Origin of the sequence: Francisella persica ATCC VR-331, from assembly GCF_001653955.1 — a bacterium.
In the GTDB taxonomy this organism is placed as follows: Bacteria; Pseudomonadota; Gammaproteobacteria; order Francisellales; family Francisellaceae; genus Francisella; species Francisella persica.
This window is the reverse complement of the sequence record NZ_CP013022.1, coordinates 291,308-313,386: the sequence shown is the minus strand read 5'-3', so window position 1 is coordinate 313,386 and position 22,079 is coordinate 291,308. Positions and strand designations below refer to the sequence as shown.

Here is a 22,079-nt window from a genome sequence, read left to right as displayed (position 1 = left end):
AAAGTAATAGTCTTATGACCAAATGAATGTATTTGTTGAAAATAAATCTTCTAATTTTTCTAACATTTTTTTAAATTAATTTTTTCAATAAGATCTTTTTCATCAAATTCTTTTTTATTGACTTTGATATAAATAAGCATTTTCCTATAAATAGATTATTTATATACCTTTTTGTTTGCGGGGTATCTGATTTAGATTTTCTTTAGGTCTAGTGTACCTAGCTTATAAACATTTTGAATTTAAATAAGTTGGCTCAGCCATTATCAAGCTAATCATAAACCAAAATGCTGATATAACTGTGCAGAAGATAAGCACACCGGTAATACCAAAGTGATGATAAGCAATACCACCAATTATACCACCGATAAAATACCAAAAAATTAACAACTAGAGAATACTCCAATTGCTGTACCTTTACTACCAATAGGAGCTATTTTTGATACCCATGAAGGTAAACAAGACTCCAAAAAAGTAAATGCAGCAAAAAAAATATCAGGATAATAGCTAGCAAAAAAGTATGTTTGTAACTAACCACTAAAAGTACTAGGCATATCCCTAGTAGTGCCACTGCAATAATAAAATACTTTTTCATTTTGCGTTGTACTTCGGCAATCATCACAAAAGGGAACATTAAACTAGAAGAGATAATTAAAACTGGTAAGTATACTAACCATTGATAGTTAGCAGCTATGTTAAGAATATTTGTCAAGATTGGCGGAATTACTAATGGCATGAAGACTGAATATGCCATAGTTAAGTTTAAGTAATTCTTTGTGGAAAATTACATATTTGATTAGTCTAAAAACTGGTTTTGCTTCATGGTTGAAGCTTGGTGCTTTTGGTGTAGGTATCTTTGTAAGCATGAAAATGCTTATAGTACCAAATACTGCAGTAAGCCAAAAAATTCCTGATAAACCTATAATACTATTTAGGATAGAGCTAAACATCATTGCTACTAAAAATGAGAAACCAATCGACATACCTATTAAAGACATTGCTTTGAGGCGATTTTCTTCTTTAGTTGAGTCAGCCACAAGAGCAGTTAAGGTGCTGCCTATTGCACCAGCTCCTTGGATTGCTCGACCAATGACTATGCCATATATAGTGCTTGAGCAGGCAGCAACTATACTACCAATTATGAAAAGTATTAATCCTACAAATATAATTGGTTTACGTCCAAATTTGTCTGATAGGATGCTTAGCACAATTTGTAACACAGCTTGGCTTAGTCCGTATACTCCAAGCGCTAGTCCTATTAAAAATGGTGTAGCATATTCTAGGTAGTTTATATACAAGCTGAAAATAGGAAATATTATAAATAAACCAATCATTCTAAAGCTGTATATTAGTGATATATTTACTGTTATTTTAAGTTCGTTGCTGTACATTGTAGTATAATTGATTTAGTTAGGATTGAGTATAACTAATACTTTTTTACATTTAAACATAATAATACATTGTTTAATGAGAGTTTTTTTTGATATCTACTATGTAATTGTACTATATAAATCTACTAGATTGGTAAAGTATGCTCTTAAATATTAAGGTTATATTTTAGTTTTAAATTTACAGGGAATGCATTCACAATGAACTGGAAAAAATACTTGCTAATATTGTCTAGTGTAATCGGAGTTATGTCTTTATCTGGTTGTAAAGGGGGTATATGGCATCCGATGGGTGTCATTACAGCACAAGAAAAACAATTGCTTATATTTGCAATTGTTCTTATGCTTTTTGTAGTTGTACCGGTTATAATCTTGACTCTTTGGTTTGCTTTGGAAGTACCGCGATGGTGCTAACTCTGAGTACAGACCAACTTGGAGTCATAGTAATAAGCTAGAGATAATCTGTTGGGGTGTGCCATTTATAATAATTCTTATACTAGCAATTGTTACATGGAAAACTACACATTCGTTAAGTCCGCATAAACCATTAGAGTCTGACAAAAAGCCTGTTGAGATAGACGTGGTAGCGTTAAATTGGAAGTGGATGTTTGTTTATCCAGAGTATGATATCGCTACTGTTAACTACATTGAGATTCCTAAGGATCGTCCAGTTAACTTTAAGATAACTTCGGCAGCACCGATGAACTCATTTTTTATACCAGAGTTAGCTGGACAGATTTATGCGATGACTGGTATGACTACACAATTACATTTGATAGCAATTCATGAAGGTAAGTATAGAGGTTTTTCAGCAAATTATACTGGTATAGGTTTCGCTGAAATGCAGTTTTATGCAAAAGTTACGAGTCAGGCTGATTTTGATAAATGGGTTAAAGAAGTTAAAAATGGTAAACATCAGTCTTTAACATGGGATTACTTCTGGAACTATCTTGTCAAAGATTCTATAAATAATCCAGTAGCATACTATTCTCATGTTTATAAGAACTTATTTAACGATATTGTTATGTACTACATGATGCCAAATTATAAGCCAGGAGATTATGGCGAATAATATGTCTAGCATGGGTATGCATATGAATAACAATATGTAGAGTTTTAGTAATAAGTAGTAATTTAAAATAGGAGACAAATATGCTAGAAGCATTAATTGGAAAACTAAGTAATCCACATTTAGTGTTTCCATATCTATATGAACCAGTAAACCAACAATTAATCATATTGTCAATGTTTATTGGTATCGTATTTGCAGGTGTGGCACTATTAGGTGGTATTACATATTTTAGAAAATGGAGTTACTTATGGAGCGAATGGGTTACTACTATCGATCATAAGAAAATAGACACAATGTACACTATAGTTGCGTTGGTTATGATGTTTCGTGGCTTTGTTGATGCTGCGATGATGAGGACACAACAAGCATTAGCAGCTGGTGATAGTACTGGGTATCTAATTCCTGAGCATTTTGACCAAATTTTTACTGCTCATGGTGTAATTATGATTTTCTTTGTGGCGATGCCATTGATATTTGCACTAATGAACTGGGTAATTCCTCTACAGATTGGTGCTAGAGATGTTGCGTTCCCGTATATGAACTCTTTGAGTTTCTGGTTGTTTGTTGTCGGTGCGATGCTGATAAATATTTCATTATTAGTTGGTGATTTTGCGCATGCTGGATGGTTGGCTTATCCACCATTCTCAGAAATGACATATAGCCCTACAAGTAGGTACTGACTACTATATATGGGGTCTGCAAATATCAAGTATTGGTTCACTAATGACTGGTATTAACTTCTTTGTAACTATTATCAAAATGCGTTGCAAGGGTATGACTCTTATGAAGATGCCTATCTTTACTTAGATGCCTATCTTTACTTTGGCTTCTTTATGTTCGGTTATCCTTATAATTGCTGCTTTTCCAGTTTTAACTGTGACTTTAGGTTTATTAACTTTAGATAGATATTTTGGTACTCACTTCTTTACTGTTTCAGGTGGTGGTGACCAAATGATGTATGTTAATTTAATTTGGATTTGGGGTCACCCGTAAGTTTATATTCTTGTGTTACCTATGTTTGGAGTGTTTTCGGAAGTTGTTGCAACTTTTTCGAAGAAACCACTTTTTGGTTATACAACAATGGCTTGGGCAAGTATAGTTATTACTATCTTGTCGTTTACTGTGTGGTTACATCATTTCTTTACAATGGGTGCAAGTGCAAATGTTAATGCCTTCTTTGGAATTATGACAATGATTATTGCAATTCCTACAGGCGTTAAGATATTTAACTGGCTATTTACAATGTATAAAGGTTGTATTACATTTGCAACACCAATGATGTGGTTGATTGGCTTTATGATAGTTTTCTCTGTTGGTGGTATGACAGGGGTGCTACTATCTATACCGGGCGTTGACTTCCAAATGCATAATAGTGTGTTTTTAATTGCACACTTTCATAATGTGATTATAGGTGGTGTTGTATTTGGTGCTTTTGCTGGTCTTACTTTCTGGTTTCCGAAAATATTTGGTTTCAAATTAAATGAATGCTTAGGTAAATACGCTTTCTGGTGTTGGCTAGTGGGCTTCTTCGTAGCTTTCATGCCTTTATATATTTTGGTACTATGGGTATGACAAGAAGATTGTATCATTATGATACATCTACAGGCTACCAATCATTACTGATAGTTGCATGGATGGGAGCTTTAATTATTGGTTTAGGTATTTTCTTCCAAGTGCTTCAAATTATTGTAAGTATTAAGCAGAGAGACCAAAATCGTGTTGGTGCTGATGTTTGGGAGTATGGCCGTACGCTAGAGTGGGGTATACCTTCACCAGTACCTTTCTATAATTTTTCTCATGATCCGGTAGTTGAAGAACGTGATGCATATTGGGATCACAAACAAAAAGGTCTAAATATAGATAATACTCTAGTAGGTACTGTGAAAAAAATATGAAGATATACATATGCCAAAAAAAACAGCTGTAGGTGTTATTATTGGAGCGTTCAGTTTTGTGTTTGGTTTCGCTGCAGTGTGGCATATTTGGTGGCTCGCTGTTGTAGGTGTTGTTGGTATCATTGGTACTGTGTTGTATAGATCATTTGATTATGATATCGACTACTATGTCAAGGCTGATGAAGTTAGAGAAGTTGAAGGTAGATATAATCAAAAAGGGGAGTTACAAGTATGAGTACAGTAACTGCAGAACATAACTATCATCACGCACATCATTATGATGGTTCAAAGAATGTTTTTGGTTTTTGGATATATATTATGAGTGATTGCGCGCTTTTTGCGACATTATTTGCAGTGTTTGCAGTATTTCATAAGCACACTTTTGGTGGCCCTGGTGCACAGGAGTTATTTAGCCTACCATATATATTTGTTGAAACAATGCTACTATTAATAAGTAGTTTTACATTTGGTTTAGCTATGCTTAATCGTAACTCTAAAAATATTAATCATGTGATTAAGTATTTATGGATTACTTTCTTTTTAGGTTTAGTATTCATATTAATGGAAGTACATGAGTTTTATGAGTTAGCTATCGAAGGTCATACTTGGTCTTCAAGCGCATTCTTATCATCATTTTTTACATTGGTAGGAACTCATGGTTTGCATGTTAGTATTGGTCTTATATGGATTGTGAGTATGATATTCCAGCTTAAGAAGTATGGTATGAATCCTATGGTAAGACTAAGCTTACTTACTTAGGATTATTCTGGCACTTCTTAGATATTGTATGGATATTTGTATTCTCAATTGTTTACTTATTAGGAGCAGTATAATATGGCTAAAGAGCACTTATATGATCATGACACGGGTGCTGCATACGGTACTCATAAAAGCTATATACAAGGCTTTGTGTTATCTGTAGTTATTACTACAATAGCTTTTGCCTTAGTTGGATTTAAGCTTTTATCGCCAGTTGCTTTATGTGTAGCTGTAGCAATATTAGCAGTAATACAGCTTTTTGTACAATTAATGTTTTTCTTGCATTTAATCACAGATTCAGAAGCACGTTGGAACCTAGTAAGTGTATTGTTTGCAATTATCATAGTTCTAATTGTAGTTGCTGGTACTATGTGGATCATGTTTGACTTATATGACATGATGATGTAGTTTACTTAAAAATATTTTTCTTGCCATGTATTTCAAAAAATATCTTCAATTGGCTAAGCCAGGTATTATTTTTGGTAATCTTATTACTCTTACAGGTGGTTTTTTATTAGCTACGCATCGAAAAATAGGTTTTGAATATTTGCCTTTGTTTGTCTATGTAATGATAGGTGTTGCATTAATGATTGCGGCAGGCTGTGTCTTTAATAATATTTATGATAAAGATATTGATACTAGTATGACACGCACGCAAAAACGTCCTTTAATTACTGGAGATATTTCTGTAATTCAAGCAACTATATATGGGTCTCTACTGCTTATATTAAGTTGTTTAGTTTTATATTACTTAGTAAATCTATTGACATTATGGATTATAATCATAGGTTTTATATTCTATGTTGGTGTCTATACAGTTTCAAAACGCTTAACCATACATCATGCTACAGTTTTAGGCGGTATTTCAGGAGCTATCCCTCCAGTAGCTGGTTATACAGCTGTAGTTAATACTTTTGACTACAACGCTTTAGCTTTTTATTTTTAATCCTATTCTTTTGGCAGATTCCGCATTCGTATGCTATAGCAATGCTATATATGGATGATTATAGCAAAGTTAAGTTGCTAATGCTTCATCTAGTTAAAGGCATAACATATACTAAAAAAGTTATGATATTTTATTTAGTGCTATTTGTGGTTTCATGCGCTTTACCAGCACTGATTGGTAGTGCAGATTTGTTATCGTTTGTTGTATGTATGCTTGTATCGCTATTTTGGTTATATAAATCTTTTCTATCTTATCGAAAAGATACAGACAGAATTTTTGCTAAAACTGTATTTAAATTATCTATAATTGTTATTACAGCTGTTTGTCTGACTATGGGTTAGTGATAGTTGATTTAATGAATAAAAAAAGTTGTACTTAAAAATATTTACTCATAAATATCTTTCTAAAAGCCAATAAATTAGGCTTTGGTAATCTGCAAATTGAAAAAGATTATCGATATATAAGAAAATAAAGCCAGCTGAGTAGAGTTAAAACTTTGTTTTGCAAAGCTCGAGAGGAATCCATTTGGACAGACTTAAACTTGAGCGACTAGAAATAGTCTTTTAAAAGATAGGTATTTCAAAGATCTATGTTTAAGCTTTTAACAATAGCTCTGAGTTTTTTCGTTGTCTCTGGAAGCTTTCTAATTGCAATCCATTGTTTGGCAAGTTCACTGTCTTTGTAGGCAGGATAGCCCATATGGCTTTCACCAGCAGGAACATCCCACATAACTCCAGCTTTACCACCAATACGCGCGCCATTTCCAATATTTGTATGATCTTTGATGCCAGCATTACCGGCTATTATAACACTATCACCTATTGTTACTGAACCACTAATACCGGCTTGTCCACAAATCATACAACCTTTGCCAATGATTACATTGTGACCTATCTGAACAAGATTATCAATTTTGGTATAATCGCCAATTATAGTTGAGCCATATTTAGCATTATCAATACAAGTATTTGAACCAATATCAACAAAACTACCGATAACAACATTACCAATATGTGGAATCCTAACAATTGTTCTACCTTCTTCAGAAGGCCTATAGCCAAAACCATCAGAACCGATTGAGCAGTTTGAGTATAACCTACAAAAATGCCCTATGATAGTTCTGTCGCGGATTGTCACACTTGGCCAAATAATACAGTTGGTACCAATTTTTGCATCGTTGTAGATACACACGTTGGCATAGATAATAGTATTATCTCCGATCTCGACATTTTTACCGATATACGCACCTGGACCAATAGAGACATTTTTACCAATTATAGCAGTTGGATCTATTACAGCTTTTTCATGGATACCGTTTTGTTCTGGGTATGGTACAGAGAAAAGCTCTAGTATTTTAGCCATAGCTAAATCAGCATTATTTACTACGATTAGAGGTTTATCATTTACTTGTGCTAATTCATCACTGATTTTTTTACTTACAATAGTAGCAGCAGCTTTTGAGTTTTGCCAGAGCTTAATATGTTCTTGTTTATCAATAAGAGTTAGATCATTTTCTTTTGCTTGTTCAGCATAATTAAGCCCTGAAATAATAACTTCGCCAATTGGCTCATTGATTACTTTTGCATCTAAATACTGAGATATTTGTTTTAGAGTGTATTGCAAACACTTTCTCCAAAATTTAATTGCATTGATAAAGTATAGCAGATTAGAAGATATTTTACAGCAATCTTTGAATTTTAGCCACCGACACCAAAGTCAGTATTACTGACAAGTATTTCAAATTGAGGATCTTGAAATAGCTGTTTATATTCTTCTAAAAACCAGATTTTAAGTTCCTCATCAGCTTTAATGTCAGTAGTGTTATTTACATATAGGTTCAAAGTAGTGTGTTTGAAGTATCTCTTAGCAATTTCAATATCTTTTTTGATAATCTCTTTGGTTTGTCCTTTGACACCTATTAATAAACACACAGAGTCAAAAAGTTGACTTAATTGTTGGGGTGAATCATGATAAAAACCTTTGTTAAGGAGTTTCTCCCTAAAATCATTATTAAAACTCTCTAAGCCTGTTTTTATAAAGATGTCAGTCTTAAATATATCTTTAATTTTATGTAGATGGTCTTTATACATCCAGTGTGCTTCAACGAAAAGCAGCTTTATATTTTTTTTATTTATTATTTTTTTGATACGCTGTTTGGTTACTTGAGGAAGTTCAAAAACATTACCAGAATTGATTATTTCTAATATGCCAAACTCACCAGTAACGTTTTCTAAAACTTCAAAATTTATAGCATTGATCTCATCGATATTTCTAGAGTTGTCTAAAATATAGTCACAAAATGTACATTTGCCATAAGCACAAGGACGACTTTTAAGCAGGACGATCTCTCTTTTATAGTTATGTACATTTGTGATTTTACTATAGCGATCCATTATCTAATATACTCCTGTGCCTGAATTAAGGCTATTTCATTGGTGTTTAATTCTTGAGTTACTCTAAAAAGGCCATCTAAGCATTGTGTTACTGCTTTAAGAGTTTCTTCTAGGTCTTTACCTTTTAAAAGATAGCTTAAAAACATCGCTGCTGTTATATCACCGGAGCCACTAACCTTAGATTGAACTTTGTATTTAGGAGATTCAAGATATGAGAAGTTATCATGTTGATATATAGCTATACCGGTTTTATCGTTACTAAACGAAACACTAGTTACGATTATTACTTGGTTATAGTTACCTGTTTTGCTAATGAGTTTTTTACAAGCTGTAATAATATCATCATAATTGCCAATCTGAAAATCACTCAAAACACTAAGCTCAAATAGATTAGGCGTAATAATATCGGCTAAAGGTAATAAGTGGCTTAAAAAAATATTAGGATGATCAGCAGATACAAAAATATGCCCGTTTTCATCTTCATCATACTTGTCACCAAAGACAGGATCGCAGCAATATAAGCTGTTGCTATTTAATTTTTTAAGCTCTACAACCGTATTTGCAATAACCTGGGCAATTCCTAGATTACCAATATACCCAGATAAGATGGCATTTTGTTGCGCTAAAAAACCATTTACTATCATACCGTCTATAACATTTTGGATATCTTCAGAACTAAAGAAAGATCCTTTATAAAAATCATACTGAGTATGGTTTGAAAGCTGTACTGTATATATTGGTGAGACTTCTATCCCAAGCTTTTGCATTGGGAAAACTGCTGCTTTATTACCGGCATAACCATAGGCAACATGTGACTGAATAGATAATACTTTAGGGATTTTAGAAGACATGATAATTATATACCTAAGCTAGTTTGGATGTTTGCAAGTAGATCAACCGATGCTTGCTTATCACCAAGCTTACCTATTTTGATAAATAAGTTGACAGTGTCTTGGTTCCCTTTAACAAGTCTAATAGCAAAACTATCTTCCCCGGACTTGTTAAAGAAATTTTTGTCTGTAGCATAAGTACCAGTGATTTCAGCATCTTGACTATTGATAGTATTATTCTTTACGCTATAGATATTGCTGTTATTTAGTGCTAGTAGCGTAGCGTTATAAACGCTTTGTAAACTAGTATTATAAAGTTCAGCAGAGAATGTGCCGTTCACGAATCTGACAATAGAATCACCAGCAGAGCTTAAATCATTAGAAAAGCTAGCGTTATTCGAGCAGCTAGCTAGAGCAAATGTAGCTAATATATAGGTAGCTAAAAGTTTAATTTTTTCCATTATCTTGTTTCATTTATATGTTTAATGTTTAGATTTTATAATAGTATTTAGTCTTTGTAAATTAACTATATCAGAATTAAGCTCTTGAAAAACTAATAACAGACTCTATATTCTAAGAAGGTACTTTAAGATTTTGGAGGAAATCTGTGTCGGTATATAATCTTTTTCAAGAATTATTAGAATTTTTAAACAATCGTGTTGTTGGTCAAGAAAATCTTAATAATCGGCTATTAATCGCTTTATTATCAGGAGGGCATCTACTTGTAGAGGGTGCACCTGGATTAGCTAAGACAACAGCTATTAAGACATTGTCGGAGAGTATAGATTGCTCATATCATAGAGTACAATTTACCCCTGATCTTTTACCTGCGGATTTGACAGGTACAGAAATTTATATACCACAACAACAAAGCTTTGAATTTCAGTCCGGGCCATTATTTCACAACTTATTGCTTGCTGATGAGATTAATAGGGCTCCTGCCAAGGTGCAATCTGCACTACTTGAAGCAATGGGTGAGAAGCAAATAACAGTTGGTAAGAAAACCTATCCACTATCTAATTTGTTTATAGTTATGGCAACACAAAATCCTATTGAGCAAGAAGGAACTTACCCACTTCCTGAAGCGCAATTAGATAGATTTATGCTGTTTGTTAAGATTGAATATCCAGATCCTAAAACAGAGGCAAAAATCTTGGCTATAAGTCGCGGTGAGGCGCTAGGACATAAGCTAAAACATCCTAATATTCACCAAGAAACTATCTTTAAAGCACAAAAAGAAGTGTTAAATGTCCAAGTTTCTGAGGCACTCGAACAATATATTATTCAGCTAATATTAGCAACCAGAAATCCTGCAAAATATAATCAAAATATCAAAAAATGGATTGCATTTGGCTCTAGTTCTAGGGGTACTATAGCTTTAGATAGAGCAGCACGAGCACACGCGTGGCTTTCAGGTAATGATTATGTCTCTCCTAGTGATGTTCATGCGGTAATTTATGAAGTCCTACGCCATAGGATATTATTAACTTTTGAAGCTGATGTTGATGGTGTAACTAGTGATGATGTTATTACTGAATTACTAAAGGCAGTGCCTATCCCTTAGAGGTTGCCTAGATGAAAAGTTATAAAGGTGTTAAGCCTTATATAAAGGAGCTTTTAAGCTATCGTTACCAAGCTAAAGCGCTAAAACTATTTGCCAATCAAAGGGTAAACACCACTAATGTTGGCAATAATATTTCTAAGGCTAAAGGTCGTGGCATGGATTTTGATGAGGTTAGGCATTATCAAGCAGGTGATGATATCCGTATGATGCATTGGGCTTTGACTGCAAGACTTGGTAAACCATATACCAAAGTTTACCATGAGGAGCGTGAGCGTAACCTTTATTTTATTTTAGATCAAAATACTACAATGAAATTTGGTACTAAAGAGTGCTTTAAAAGTGTTAAGGCGGCAAATATTTTAGCTTTGCTTGGCTTTGGAGCTTTAGGTGCGCATGATAAAGTTGGCGGTATTATTTTTGATGATAAAGGCTATAACTTTTATGCTGCTAAACAAGATAAGTCAGCTTTAGTGAAAATGTTTAATTTTGTTGCTAGTGATACCAAACAGTATCAGCTAAATTCAGATAAAAAGCTTGCAGATGTTATAAAGTTTCTTTATGCAAAAATTCGTAGTAATAGTGTTGTTATCGTGATTAGCGATTTTAGTAGTTTTAATCAAGAGGCAAAACAATATCTTAAGCTTTTAAGTGCTAAAAATGCCATAATCAATATTTTTAGTTATGATCCTATAGAAAAAGAATTACCTGCCTTAGATACCTATTATTTCAGTGATGGTAAGCGAAGAGTTGCTCTAGATAGTGTTAGTGAGCAGCAAAGTAGGATTTATAAAAAAATATATCAAAATAGATATACTGAGATAAAAGATTTTTCGCGTAATAATAAAACAGGCTTTATTGAAGTAGCAACAAATGATGATTTAATTAAAACAATAAATTATGGGATAGCTAGTTATGCAAACTAATAATCTTTTAGAGCAATTAAGGGATATTTATTTGCCAGACAAAGTTTCTAAATGGTGGCCATTAGCCTATGGTTGGTGGCTACTTTTAGCAATAGTTATCTTGGTTATTATAGTTAGTGTGGTATTTTTACATTTGCGCAAAAAAATAAAGCAGTATAAAGATTCAGTAATAAATGATTTTAGAAAAACTATAGAAAATACTTATCAGCAAAAGCCTAGAGAAGTTCTACAAGATATTTCAGTATATCTAAAAAGAGTGGCTTTACAAAAGTTTTCTAATGAATCAGTTAAAACCTTGCATGGTCAGCAGTGGCTTGAATTTTTAGATGCAAAATTTAAGCAACAAAATTTCAAAAATACTAAAGCTAATATGCTTGAGAATAGCTATAAACCAGTTGAGCTAGATAGAGCGACATTAAATGAAATTATGGCTGTGGCAGAACAGTGGTTAAGGAGAGTTCTATGATAAATATAGAATATCCATGTTTTTTGGCTCTTATTATTTTACCACTTTTGGCTTATTGGTTACTCCCAAGAGCAAGGCAAGATAAACAGTTAGCTTTGAAAACGCCATTTTTTGAACAACTAGAATCTCAAATTGGTCATGCTAGTAAATATAATTTCAAGATGGCAAATTATTTTAAGTATCTACTAAGCGCTATTTGGATACTTTTGATTATCTCAGGGTCAGGTATACAATGGTTAGGTAAACCGATTAGTTTACCTAGAAGTGGTAGAGATCTAATCATGGCTATAGATTTATCTGGAAGTATGGCTATCCAAGATATGAAAAAACCTAATGGACAAATGGAGTCAAGGTTTGATCTAGTGATACGTGTAGCTAATCAGTTTCTCAATACACGAAAGGGTGATAGAGTTGGTTTGATACTTTTTGGAACTAGAGCATATCTACAAACGCCATTAACTTTTGATATTGCTACAGTCAAAAAAATGCTTGATGATGCTAGTATTGCCTTACCTGGACCACAGACAGCTATTGGTGATGCCATCGGCTTAGCGGTTAAACATCTCAAAAAATATCCTGGTGATTCTAAGGCTCTAATTTTACTAACTGATGGTGAGAATAATTCTGGTACACTACAACCACTGCAAGTGGCAGAAATTGCTAAACAATATCATATAAAGATCTATACTATTGGTTTAGGTGGTGGTCAAATGATTGTTGAGACTACTTTTGGCCAAAGATTGATAAATACTTCTGATGACCTTGATACAACTGTATTAGAGAAAATTGCTGCAATGACTAGAGGTAAATACTTTAGAGCACAAAATAGTAGTGATCTTAAGAAAGTATATGAGTCAATAGATAAACTTGAGCCAATAGAATCCGATAAAACTGTTGTTAGACAAGTGACATATTTGTATCCATGGAGTCTTGGTCTAGCATTGATTTTGAGTTTTATTATGGCAACTATATGGTTAAAACGCAGGAGAGTATATTAAAATGACTTTTCATTTTTTAAGACCTTGGTGGCTTTTAGCTATTGTTCCTGCCGTGATCTTTGTGATATTGCTTTTGAAGCATTCATCACAAGCAAACGGCTGGGCTAAATATTGTGATAGCCATTTATTAGAGCATATACTAGTTGGTCAGCAATCAGCATTTAAAAAAACACTTATACCATTGATATTTTTGTTTATTTGGGTTGTCGCTATCTTTAGTTTAGCTGGACCAACTTGGAAATATAAGGATGTGCCAGTTTACCAAAAAAACATATCAAGAGTTATAGCATTAGATGTTTCGCAATCTATGGATACTACAGATATTTCACCAAGTAGACTAGAGCGAGCTAAGTATAAGATATTTGACATTCTGCGTTGGATAAAGGAAGGACAAGTCGGTATGATAGTCTTCTCAAGTGAGCCATTTGTGGTATCACCGCTTACTTCAGACGCTAATACTATTGAAGCTCTTGTTACGGTAATTAACTCAGATATAGTTCCAGTACAAGGGCATAATATCTATAAAGCTCTTAAAAAATCAGCGCAGCTAATTGACCAAGCTGGAGCACAGAGAGGACAAATAATTTTAATAACAGATTCATCACCATCTCCACAAGCAGTAAGTGCAGCAAAGCAGCTTGCACAACAAGGAATAAAAACTGATGTCTATGCGATAGGAACTCCTATGGGAGGGATAGCTAAGGATGAAAAAGGTAATTATCTAAAAGATAGTCATGGGAATATTCAATACTTTGGTATTGATTTAAATAAGCTTGAAACTTTAGCAACGGCAGGGTCTGGAAAATTAGTGACGCTAACAGCTAGTAATAGTGATATTAAAAGCTTATTATCAGAACAGCAAGTAAGCAGCACAAAAGAGTCAAAAGAGCAGTCAGCAAATATTTTTTGGCAAGATGAGGGTATATATTTTATATGGTTGGTGACTATTTTGAGTATATTTCTTTTTAGAAGAGGTATTTTGGAAAGAGTATGTCGTTAAGAAAATTAATGGTTATTTTGTTACTAGTGCCAAGTATTTGCCTAGCAATTAAGTGGGGTGATTTATGGTTGACAAAAGATCAACAGGGTATGAATTACTATAATAACGGTGATGTTAAAAAGGCTGTTCATGCTTTTGAAAATAGTAATTGGAAAGGAGTTTCTTATTATAAAGCTGGAGATTATCAAAAAGCTTATGAAGAATTTAAAAAAGACAGATCAGCAAAGGGGTTATATAATCAGGGAAACTCACTTACTCATCTTGGAGAGTACGCCAAGGCGATAGATGCTTATAGACAAGCTATCGAAAAAAGACCAGATTTTGAAGATGCAAAAAATAATTTAGAGATTGCTAAAGAGTTAGAAAAACAGCAAAAACAACAGCAGAATTTACATAATAAGGATAATAAGGATAATAAGGATAATAAGGATAATAAGGATAATAAGGATAATAAGGATAATAAGGATAATAAGGATAATAAGGATAATAAGGATAATAAGGATAATAAGGATAATAAGGATAATAAGGATAATAAGGATAATAAGGATAATAAGGATAATAAGGATAATAAGGATAATAAGGATAATAAGGATAATAAGGATCAACAAGAACAACAAAACAAGAATGAGCAAGCTAAAATCGATCAGCGCCAAAAAGACCTTAATAATAAGGAAGCAAATAAGCTTTTATCAATGATAGATGATGATCCTGGTGGACTTCTTAAAAATAAATTTGCACGTGACTACCAGAGAATGATAGGAGACAAGTGTGAAAACTAAGTTGTTTAAACTAATAAGTGTATTTATATTATCAGTAGCTATTTTGAATCTAATTTATGCTAATGTCTCAGCCAGTGTTGATAGAACTCATCTTGAAAAAGGTGAGACATTTGAATTAGTGTTGCATTTGGATAACTTTGATACACAGCCAGATTTAGATGTTTTAGATAAAGATTTTACCGTCTATAACACTAGAACTAGTAGTAAAACAACTATTATCAATGGCCAACAGAGTTCTCAATTTGAAATGATTGTAACTCTTATGCCAAATAAAACTGGTGAGCTAACAATACCAGAAATCAAAGTTGGTGACCAAATTACAAAGCCGATAAGTATAGAGGTTGATAACAAGCTCTCAAATGATGAGGAGAGTAATTATCAGGATTTGTTTGCTATAAGTTCATTAGCTACAGATGAAACTTATGTTAATTTTCCAGTTTTATATACTTTGAGACTATATTATGCAATACCTATTCTAAGCCTGCAACCTAAGCCGTTTGATATAAAAAATTCTGAGATAAAACAAACTAATCATAGAAAAACTTATCAAAAACGTATTAATGGTAAGATTTATGATGTTGTTGAAGAAAGCTTTTTGATAATCCCTAATACTACAGGAACTATACGTGTGCCAGCTATTGTTTTGGAAGCAACAATTCCAAATACTTTCGGGCAGCTAGGTACTCGAGTAAAATATTTCTCGACAGAGGCAAAACTTATCAAGGTTAAACCGATTCCAAATGACATAAGTATCAATGATTGGTTTCCAGCAGCTGATGTGCAAGTTAGAGATAATTGGTCTACTGACAAAAATATAAAAGAAGGTGAGCTTCTAACTAGAACTGTCAATATTAAAGCAAGAGGCGTCTTAAGTAATGATATTCCAAAGCTAGAGTTCAAATCCTCTGATGATTTTAATGTCTACCCTGAAAAGCCAGAGCTACAAGATATCGAGCAGGCTGGTCAATTAACTGGTATTGCTACCTATAAAATTGGTTATATGCCAGTTAAACAAGGCAAAGCAACTATTCCAGCAATCAAGCTTAAGTGGTTTGATGTTGACAATCATAAATCAAAAGTAGCCAGTATAGATGCTAAAACTTTTGATGTTCAAAAAGGTAATATTCCAAGCTCTAGTTTTGTTGCTAATGGTCAGCCATTATCTTTACAAGTTGTACAAAAGATCATTAAAGATACTTTTTGGCGTGATGTTGCCATAGGGCTTTTTATCTTATGGTTTATAACATTTATATTGCTTATAAAGTGTAAAGTCACAAAAAAAGTCACTACTAAAGCTGGTGAAAAGCAAGCTGAGCTACAACAAAAAGTTACTGTCTTAAAAGAGATAAAAACAGCTTGTACTAACAAAGACAATATTCAGCTACAAAGAGCAATTATTGGCTGGGCAAATACTAAAGTTGATAAGCAAATATTTTCATTACTTGAGGTTGCAGAAGTATTTCCACAGCTAAAAGATATTTTAAAAGAGCTAAATGCTGCAATATATGCTGCAAAAGATTTTAATCACTATCATGAGCTACTAAATTTAATCAGAAATATAACTAAAAGTGCTAAAACAAAATCTGATAATTTAGTTAAAGGTTTATATGAGTAGGTGATAATGAAAAAATTTTTATTAAGCAATTATATTATTAGCTTTTGCTGTTTCAGCAAACAAACTGTACTTATAACAGGTTTTGCTTCTTTTGATGGTTAGAAGATAAACCCATGGCGAGCAGTTAAGCAAATTCCTAATAATATAGATGGAGCTAAAATCATCAAAAAACAACTTCCAGTTTCATTTAAGGACTCTGTTGATAGGTTGGACAGCTTAATTAAAGAATATAACCATGATGTGATTATTGCTGTTAGTGAGGCAAGTGGTTGAGCGGCAATATCTATTGAAAGAGTAGCAATAAAGTTTGATGATGCTAGGATTTGCTCATAATGATAACTATCAGCCTAAAAATATCAAGATATCAGCAACTGGTGAAAATGCTTATTTCTCTAAGCTACCAATTTATCAAATTCAAGTGGCAATACAAGTACAATGTATTCCAACATATATATCTAAATACAGATTGGTATATACGTTTCTATGTAAGTATCACCTACTAGAAATACTCAGCAAAGAATATCCTAAATAGCTGGATTTATACATGTACCATAAGTACTACAGCAGGTTATATACAAAACAGATATGCCTATAGTATGAGTACTGATGATACTGCACAAGCATTAAAAATATCTATACAAACATCTATAACTAAGCAATAGGTAGTTTTATGAAAAAAAACAGGAAATATTATTTAGGGATATTACTGTTTATTTTATCATTTGTTCCATTATATAGTAGTTTTCACTATTATGCCTTTTATGGTATTATCTACAAGCTGCTTCATCAATATTACTTATTAGTGCAGAAAGAATATTTGTAGTGTCTGTGATGCTTTTAGGTAAAGCGGTAATTGATGCTTATAGCTAGTTTCTTTGTCTTAGGTAGTGAGTTTATTAGTAAATTAAAAGTAGAATTTTAAGTATCACAAATAATATTTTTGATTAAATTTAATTTTTTTGGAGTAACTATATTTACGATGAAAGTAGAGTTTAGAGTTTTACAAACACAAAATATTGATCAAATCCTAGATGTCTTAATTGTCGTAGTTGTCAAAGAATATAGTTTGCAAAAGACAATCGCAATTTTAGCGCCTACAGGTATTGCGAAACAACTTGATGATAAACTATGGCAAGATGGGCAAGACTCTTTTATACCGCATCATTGTGCTATAAATGCTAGAGAGTATAACCAATATAAAAATATTCCAATACTTATTACTGATAATCTATTTATCACAACAGGGTATGATGTTTTAATCAATATTATGGAAGTAGCTGTCGATCCACAGCGAGTTAAAGTCAAAGAGCTAAAAGAGTTTGTATATCAAGAAGATAGAGCATTGCAAGCTTCGCGTAAAAAGTATGTTTACTATAAAAAATCTAATCTAGAGATAACTACCATTCAAGATAATATAGTTAGTAAGCTATAAGAGGATTATTAATAACACACAATTAATATTATTTAATTAGTCAATAATAGTACTTTTAAAATAACTTTGCTAAAATTATTGACATTAATTTTTTCTATAAACTTAGATATTTACGGCGTTATAAATGACTCAAGAAATTAATAAAAATTACAATCCTAAAGAAATTGAACAGTCAAACTACCAAAACTGGGAAACAACAGGTAAGTTTGCTTGTGGCAATATTGATTCAAAAGATACTTATACAATAATGTTACCGCCTCCAAATGTCACAGGAACTTTGCATATGGGACACGGTTTTCAGATAACACTTATGGATATCCTTATCCGTTATAACAGAATGTCTGGCAAAGATACTCTATGGCAACCAGGTACTGATCATGCAGGTATCGCTACACAAATGGTTGTTGAAAGACAGCTTAATGCTCAAGGGATCTCAAAAAATGACTTAGGGCGTGAAAATTTTGTTAGCAAGGTTTGGGAATGGAAAGAGCTATCAGGTGGCACTATAACATTGCAAATGCGTCGAATTGGAGCATCTCCAGATTGGGATCGTGAGAGATTCACAATGGATGAAGGTCTTTCTAATGCGGTTAAGAAATGTTTTATCAAACTATATGAAGATGGTTTAGCATATCGTGGTGAGAGACTAGTAAATTGGGACCCTAAGCTAAAGACAGCGGTATCAGACCTAGAAGTTGCTCAAGTAGATAAACAAGGCTCGCTTTGGTATTTTGTCTATCCGGTAGCTGATAGTGATGAGAAAGTCATAATTGCGACAACTCGTCCTGAGACAATGTTTGGTGATATGGCAGTGGCAATTCATCCCGAAGATGAGAGATATAGGCATTTAGTTGGTCAGATGATAAATCTACCGCTTACAGATAGACAGATTCCAATTATTGCTGATGATTATGTTGAGAAAGATTTTGGTACAGGTTGTGTCAAAATCACCCCAGCTCATGATTTTAATGATTATGAAATAGGTAAAAGACATAATCTACCTGTGCTAAATATCTTAACTGATGATGCAACTCTAAATACCAATGTACCATCAAAATACCAAGGCTTAGATAGATTTGAAGCGCGTAAACAAATAGTTGCTGATATGGAAGCTTTAGGTCTTTTAGATAAGATTGAGCCACATACGCTTAAAGTACCAACAGGTGATAGAACAGGAGAAGTGTTAGAGCCATATTTAACTAAACAATGGTTTATCAAAACTGATGTACTTGCAAGACCAGCTATCGAAGCTGTAGAGAAGGGTGATGTAAGATTTGTGCCAGATAACTGGAAAAACACCTATTTTGCTTGGATGAGAGATATTCAAGACTGGTGTGTGTCAAGGCAGCTATGGTGGGGGCATAGAATCCCAGCATGGTATGATGAAGATGGTAATATATATGTTGGTGAGGATGAAGCTGATATTAGAGTTAAATATAATCTAAATGATGATGTAGCTATCAAGCAAGATGAAGGTGTCTTTGATACATGGTTTTCATCGGCACTATGGCCTTTTAGTACTCTAGGCTGGCCTGAGGAGACTTCAGAGCTTGCAAAATATTATCCAACAAGTGTGCTGGTAACAGGTTTTGATATTATCTTCTTCTGGGTTGCTAGAATGATGATGTTTGGCATGTACTTTATGAATGATGTGCCGTTTAGAGATATTTATATTACTGGTCTTATCCGTGATAGCGAAGGTCAGAAGATGTCAAAATCTAAAGGTAATGTTTTAGATCCTGTAGATTTGATAGATGGTATTTCGCTAGATGAGTTACTTAAGAAGAGAACTAAGGGTCTAATGCAACCACAAATGAAAGCAAAGATTGCGAAAGTGACTAAGAAAGAGTTCCCAGAAGGTATTAATGCTTATGGTGCCGATGCAGTGAGATTTACTTATGCAGCATTAGCTTCTACATCGCGTGATATTAGCTTTGATACTGCGAGAGTTGAGGGTTATCGCAATTTCTGTAACAAACTTTGGAATGCTTCAAGATTTGTGATGATGAATCTTGATAGTTATAAGATTTGTGATGATTATGAGTTAGGTATTGCTGATAAGTGGATTTGGAGTGTTTTGAACATAGCAATTGTAGATGTACATAGACACCTTGCTAACTATCGTTTTGATTTGGTGGCAAATACTATTTATGACTTTGTATGGAATAAGTACTGTGACTGGTATGTAGAGTTTGCTAAGGTTGCTTTGAAAGATGAGTCACTATCTCAAAGCCAAAAAAATGGTGTTAAATATACACTTACTAAGGTTTTAGAGAATATTTCAGCATTAGCGCATCCACTTATACCATTTATTACAGAGAGTATCTATCAGCAGTTAAAAGCCTACTTAGATGATGCTAAAGATACAATTATGGATGTATCTTATCCTGTAGCTAATCAAGATTTAGAGGCACCAGAAGCTGAAAAAACTATCACATGGCTACAAAATGTTGTAACTACTTTGCGTAATATGCGTAGTGAAGTGGGTATCAAGCCATCTTTAGAGATTTCTCTAATTGTTAAAGATGTTGCAGATAAGGATAAAGAGTATCTAGCGCAAACTGAAGGATTTATAAAAGCTTTAGCGAGAGTAAATAATATTGAGTTTAATGATAATCCACCAACATCTTTATCACAAATTGTTGAGGGGCTTGAACTAAATATCTCATTAGCAGGTTTGGTTGATATTGAAGCTGAGAAAGCAAGATTAGATAAAGAGCTAGACAAGCTAAAAGGCGAAGTAACTAGAGTTAAAAAGAATCTATCTAATGAAAGATTTGTATCAAATGCACCAGAGGCTGTAGTTGCTGCAGAGCAAGAAAAGCTTGCTAAGTATCAAGAGCTTTATGCTAAGACTTTAGAGAAGAAAGAGGCTTTGGGTTAGGTTATCTATACTATTTTTTTATATATGGTATTTTGTCTAGATTTTAACAAACCTATAGTAATTTCTACGTAATATTCTCTTTTATTTTTTAATTTAAGGTATATTATCCAGACTTACTTATGATAACTGCAGAATATTTAGTTAGGAATTTTTTTACGGTAATTATAATATATTCCTGAGGAACAACAAAAAGAATTTAGCCAGCTTTTAGATTTATACAACGATTGCCAAATTTGAACCATTTTAAAACCATATCGTCTTTAAAAAGAACTTAAGTATGGTGGAATATTTAATAGAGAATTTAATGTTAAAAACTAGTTATCCACTTTAGATAAAATAGTAGGAACTGGGCAATATAATACTTGGAGTGAAGATATAAAATATGTAGCTATTAAGCATGGAGACTGGTTATATTAATAATATAAATAGGTCTTTGTAAGTAGATGCTCTACCTATAGTAGATTCAATTAAAAAAATAAAAGGTATGTAGGTTAGTAAGATAAATGCAGGTAGTGCTGATAGAGATTTAAAATATGCTACGTGGAAAAGTTTAGAATATGTAGATACTCCTGTAATTATTAATGCTTTGATACAAAAATATGTAGAGTACCTAAGGAATAGATATGAACTTAATTATAAAGGAAGAAAATCTTAAATATCTTAGTAATATATCATTTAAATTCTGATGAGAATATAGTATTCGAAGGATATATAATTTTTTTGGAGATGCTTATACTGAATCTTCTTAAGATGGAGATACTATAATGACTCTTAAAGAAAAAGTTTTCGATATAAAGATTAGTTGGGTATTTACGTGAAAATGTTAATGGCAAGCCTAATGATACCTATGTTTTTCAGTGCAAATTTTTTATGGCAAAGTTTTGCTATTTATTACATCATTACAGATTCTAAATTGGAAAAAATAAGATGGTTGTGTATAAAATCTTTTTTTCTAACAATATTGATTATAGGAAAGAATTTTAAAAAAGCTTTTTCCGATGATCAAGCTGAGTTTATGGTAGAGCTTTAAAAGAGTGGTAATATTATTGATTTACCTAATATTCTTGATAAAGATGAAGCTTTTCAGAGAGTTGCACTTTGGGCTTATGATGATACAAGAGAATATCTGCCTAAATTT

14 protein-coding genes and 7 pseudogenes are annotated in these 22,079 nt (G+C 32.9%); 16 read left to right on the top strand and 5 right to left on the bottom strand.

The features are described from left to right. Positions 1 to 59: 59 nt before the first annotated feature. Positions 60 to 1,388 (bottom strand): annotated as a pseudogene (locus FSC845_RS01645) (MFS transporter). 198 nt (positions 1,389 to 1,586) lie between these two features. Here FSC845_RS01645 and cyoA point away from each other — a divergent pair. From cyoA to cyoE, 5 genes and pseudogenes are all read left to right on the top strand, one after another. Beyond that, a pseudogene (gene cyoA, locus FSC845_RS01640) lies at positions 1,587 to 2,497 on the top strand (ubiquinol oxidase subunit II). A gap of 40 nt (positions 2,498 to 2,537) precedes the next feature. Beyond that, positions 2,538 to 4,587 (top strand): annotated as a pseudogene (gene cyoB / locus FSC845_RS01635) (cytochrome o ubiquinol oxidase subunit I). Continuing rightward, positions 4,584 to 5,185 (top strand): annotated as a pseudogene (gene cyoC, locus FSC845_RS01630) (cytochrome o ubiquinol oxidase subunit III). The pseudogenes cyoB and cyoC overlap by 4 nt, the downstream one beginning before the upstream one ends. Before the next feature lies 1 nt (position 5,186). Continuing rightward, positions 5,187 to 5,519 carry a cytochrome o ubiquinol oxidase subunit IV gene (gene cyoD / locus FSC845_RS01625; protein ID WP_064461490.1) on the top strand — a complete coding sequence of 111 codons (333 nt, stop codon included), beginning with the start codon at positions 5,187 to 5,189 and terminating at the stop codon, positions 5,517 to 5,519. 25 nt (positions 5,520 to 5,544) lie between these two features. Further along, positions 5,545 to 6,398, top strand: a pseudogene (gene cyoE, locus FSC845_RS01620) (heme o synthase). Between the two features lie 238 nt (positions 6,399 to 6,636). Here the strand turns inward: cyoE and lpxD are convergent. The 4 genes from lpxD to FSC845_RS01600 form a co-directional block, all read right to left on the bottom strand. Next, positions 6,637 to 7,680 carry a UDP-3-O-(3-hydroxymyristoyl)glucosamine N-acyltransferase gene (lpxD, locus tag FSC845_RS01615; RefSeq protein WP_064461489.1) on the bottom strand — a complete coding sequence of 348 codons (1,044 nt, stop codon included), beginning with the start codon at positions 7,678 to 7,680 and terminating at the stop codon, positions 6,637 to 6,639. Between the two features lie 74 nt (positions 7,681 to 7,754). Then, positions 7,755 to 8,450 (bottom strand): hypothetical protein, encoded by a 696-nt coding sequence (locus tag FSC845_RS01610; RefSeq protein ID WP_064461488.1) that lies wholly within the window; start codon positions 8,448 to 8,450, stop codon positions 7,755 to 7,757. Beyond that, positions 8,450 to 9,301 carry a pyridoxal kinase gene (gene pdxY, locus FSC845_RS01605; protein ID WP_064461487.1) on the bottom strand — a complete coding sequence of 284 codons (852 nt, stop codon included), beginning with the start codon at positions 9,299 to 9,301 and terminating at the stop codon, positions 8,450 to 8,452. Before pdxY ends, FSC845_RS01610 begins: the two co-directional genes overlap by 1 nt. Positions 9,302 to 9,306: 5 nt before the next feature. After that, positions 9,307 to 9,741, bottom strand: coding sequence for a DUF3568 family protein (locus tag FSC845_RS01600; protein ID WP_064461486.1), 435 nt, complete (start codon positions 9,739 to 9,741; stop codon positions 9,307 to 9,309). Between the two features lie 146 nt (positions 9,742 to 9,887). On the opposite strand from FSC845_RS01600, the gene FSC845_RS01595 reads away from it, so the two are divergent. The 11 genes and pseudogenes from FSC845_RS01595 to FSC845_RS01550 all read left to right on the top strand — a co-directional run bounded on the left by FSC845_RS01595 (position 9,888) and on the right by FSC845_RS01550 (position 20,941). After that, positions 9,888 to 10,844 (top strand): AAA family ATPase, encoded by a 957-nt coding sequence (locus tag FSC845_RS01595; RefSeq protein ID WP_064461485.1) that lies wholly within the window; start codon positions 9,888 to 9,890, stop codon positions 10,842 to 10,844. 11 nt (positions 10,845 to 10,855) lie between these two features. Next, on the top strand, positions 10,856 to 11,767 hold the full coding sequence (locus FSC845_RS01590) for a DUF58 domain-containing protein (protein ID WP_064461484.1): 912 nt from the start codon (positions 10,856 to 10,858) through the stop codon (positions 11,765 to 11,767). Continuing rightward, entirely contained in the window at positions 11,757 to 12,233 is a 477-nt protein-coding gene (locus tag FSC845_RS01585; RefSeq protein ID WP_064461483.1) for a DUF4381 domain-containing protein, read from the top strand. Before FSC845_RS01590 ends, FSC845_RS01585 begins: the two co-directional genes overlap by 11 nt. Next, positions 12,230 to 13,231 carry a vWA domain-containing protein gene (locus tag FSC845_RS01580; protein WP_064461482.1) on the top strand — a complete coding sequence of 334 codons (1,002 nt, stop codon included), beginning with the start codon at positions 12,230 to 12,232 and terminating at the stop codon, positions 13,229 to 13,231. Before FSC845_RS01585 ends, FSC845_RS01580 begins: the two co-directional genes overlap by 4 nt. Position 13,232: 1 nt before the next feature. Beyond that, on the top strand, positions 13,233 to 14,231 hold the full coding sequence (locus FSC845_RS01575; protein WP_064461481.1) for a vWA domain-containing protein: 999 nt from the start codon (positions 13,233 to 13,235) through the stop codon (positions 14,229 to 14,231). Further along, entirely contained in the window at positions 14,222 to 15,010 is a 789-nt protein-coding gene (locus FSC845_RS01570) for a tetratricopeptide repeat protein (protein ID WP_064461480.1), read from the top strand. The genes FSC845_RS01575 and FSC845_RS01570 overlap by 10 nt, the downstream gene beginning before the upstream one ends. Further along, positions 15,000 to 16,625, top strand: a complete 1,626-nt coding sequence (locus FSC845_RS01565; protein ID WP_064461479.1) for a BatD family protein — start codon at positions 15,000 to 15,002, stop codon at positions 16,623 to 16,625. Before FSC845_RS01570 ends, FSC845_RS01565 begins: the two co-directional genes overlap by 11 nt. A 6-nt stretch (positions 16,626 to 16,631) precedes the next feature. Then, positions 16,632 to 17,287 (top strand): annotated as a pseudogene (locus tag FSC845_RS01560) (pyroglutamyl-peptidase I family protein). A gap of 8 nt (positions 17,288 to 17,295) precedes the next feature. Next, positions 17,296 to 17,486, top strand: a pseudogene (locus FSC845_RS06870) (transporter suffix domain-containing protein); the annotation flags it as partial. 118 nt (positions 17,487 to 17,604) lie between these two features. Continuing rightward, positions 17,605 to 18,057, top strand: coding sequence for a DNA polymerase III subunit chi (locus tag FSC845_RS01555; RefSeq protein WP_064461478.1), 453 nt, complete (start codon positions 17,605 to 17,607; stop codon positions 18,055 to 18,057). 124 nt (positions 18,058 to 18,181) lie between these two features. Next, positions 18,182 to 20,941: a valine--tRNA ligase gene (locus tag FSC845_RS01550; protein WP_064461477.1), complete on the top strand. Its 2,760-nt coding sequence runs from the start codon at positions 18,182 to 18,184 to the stop codon at positions 20,939 to 20,941. Positions 20,942 to 22,079: the final 1,138 nt, after the last annotated feature.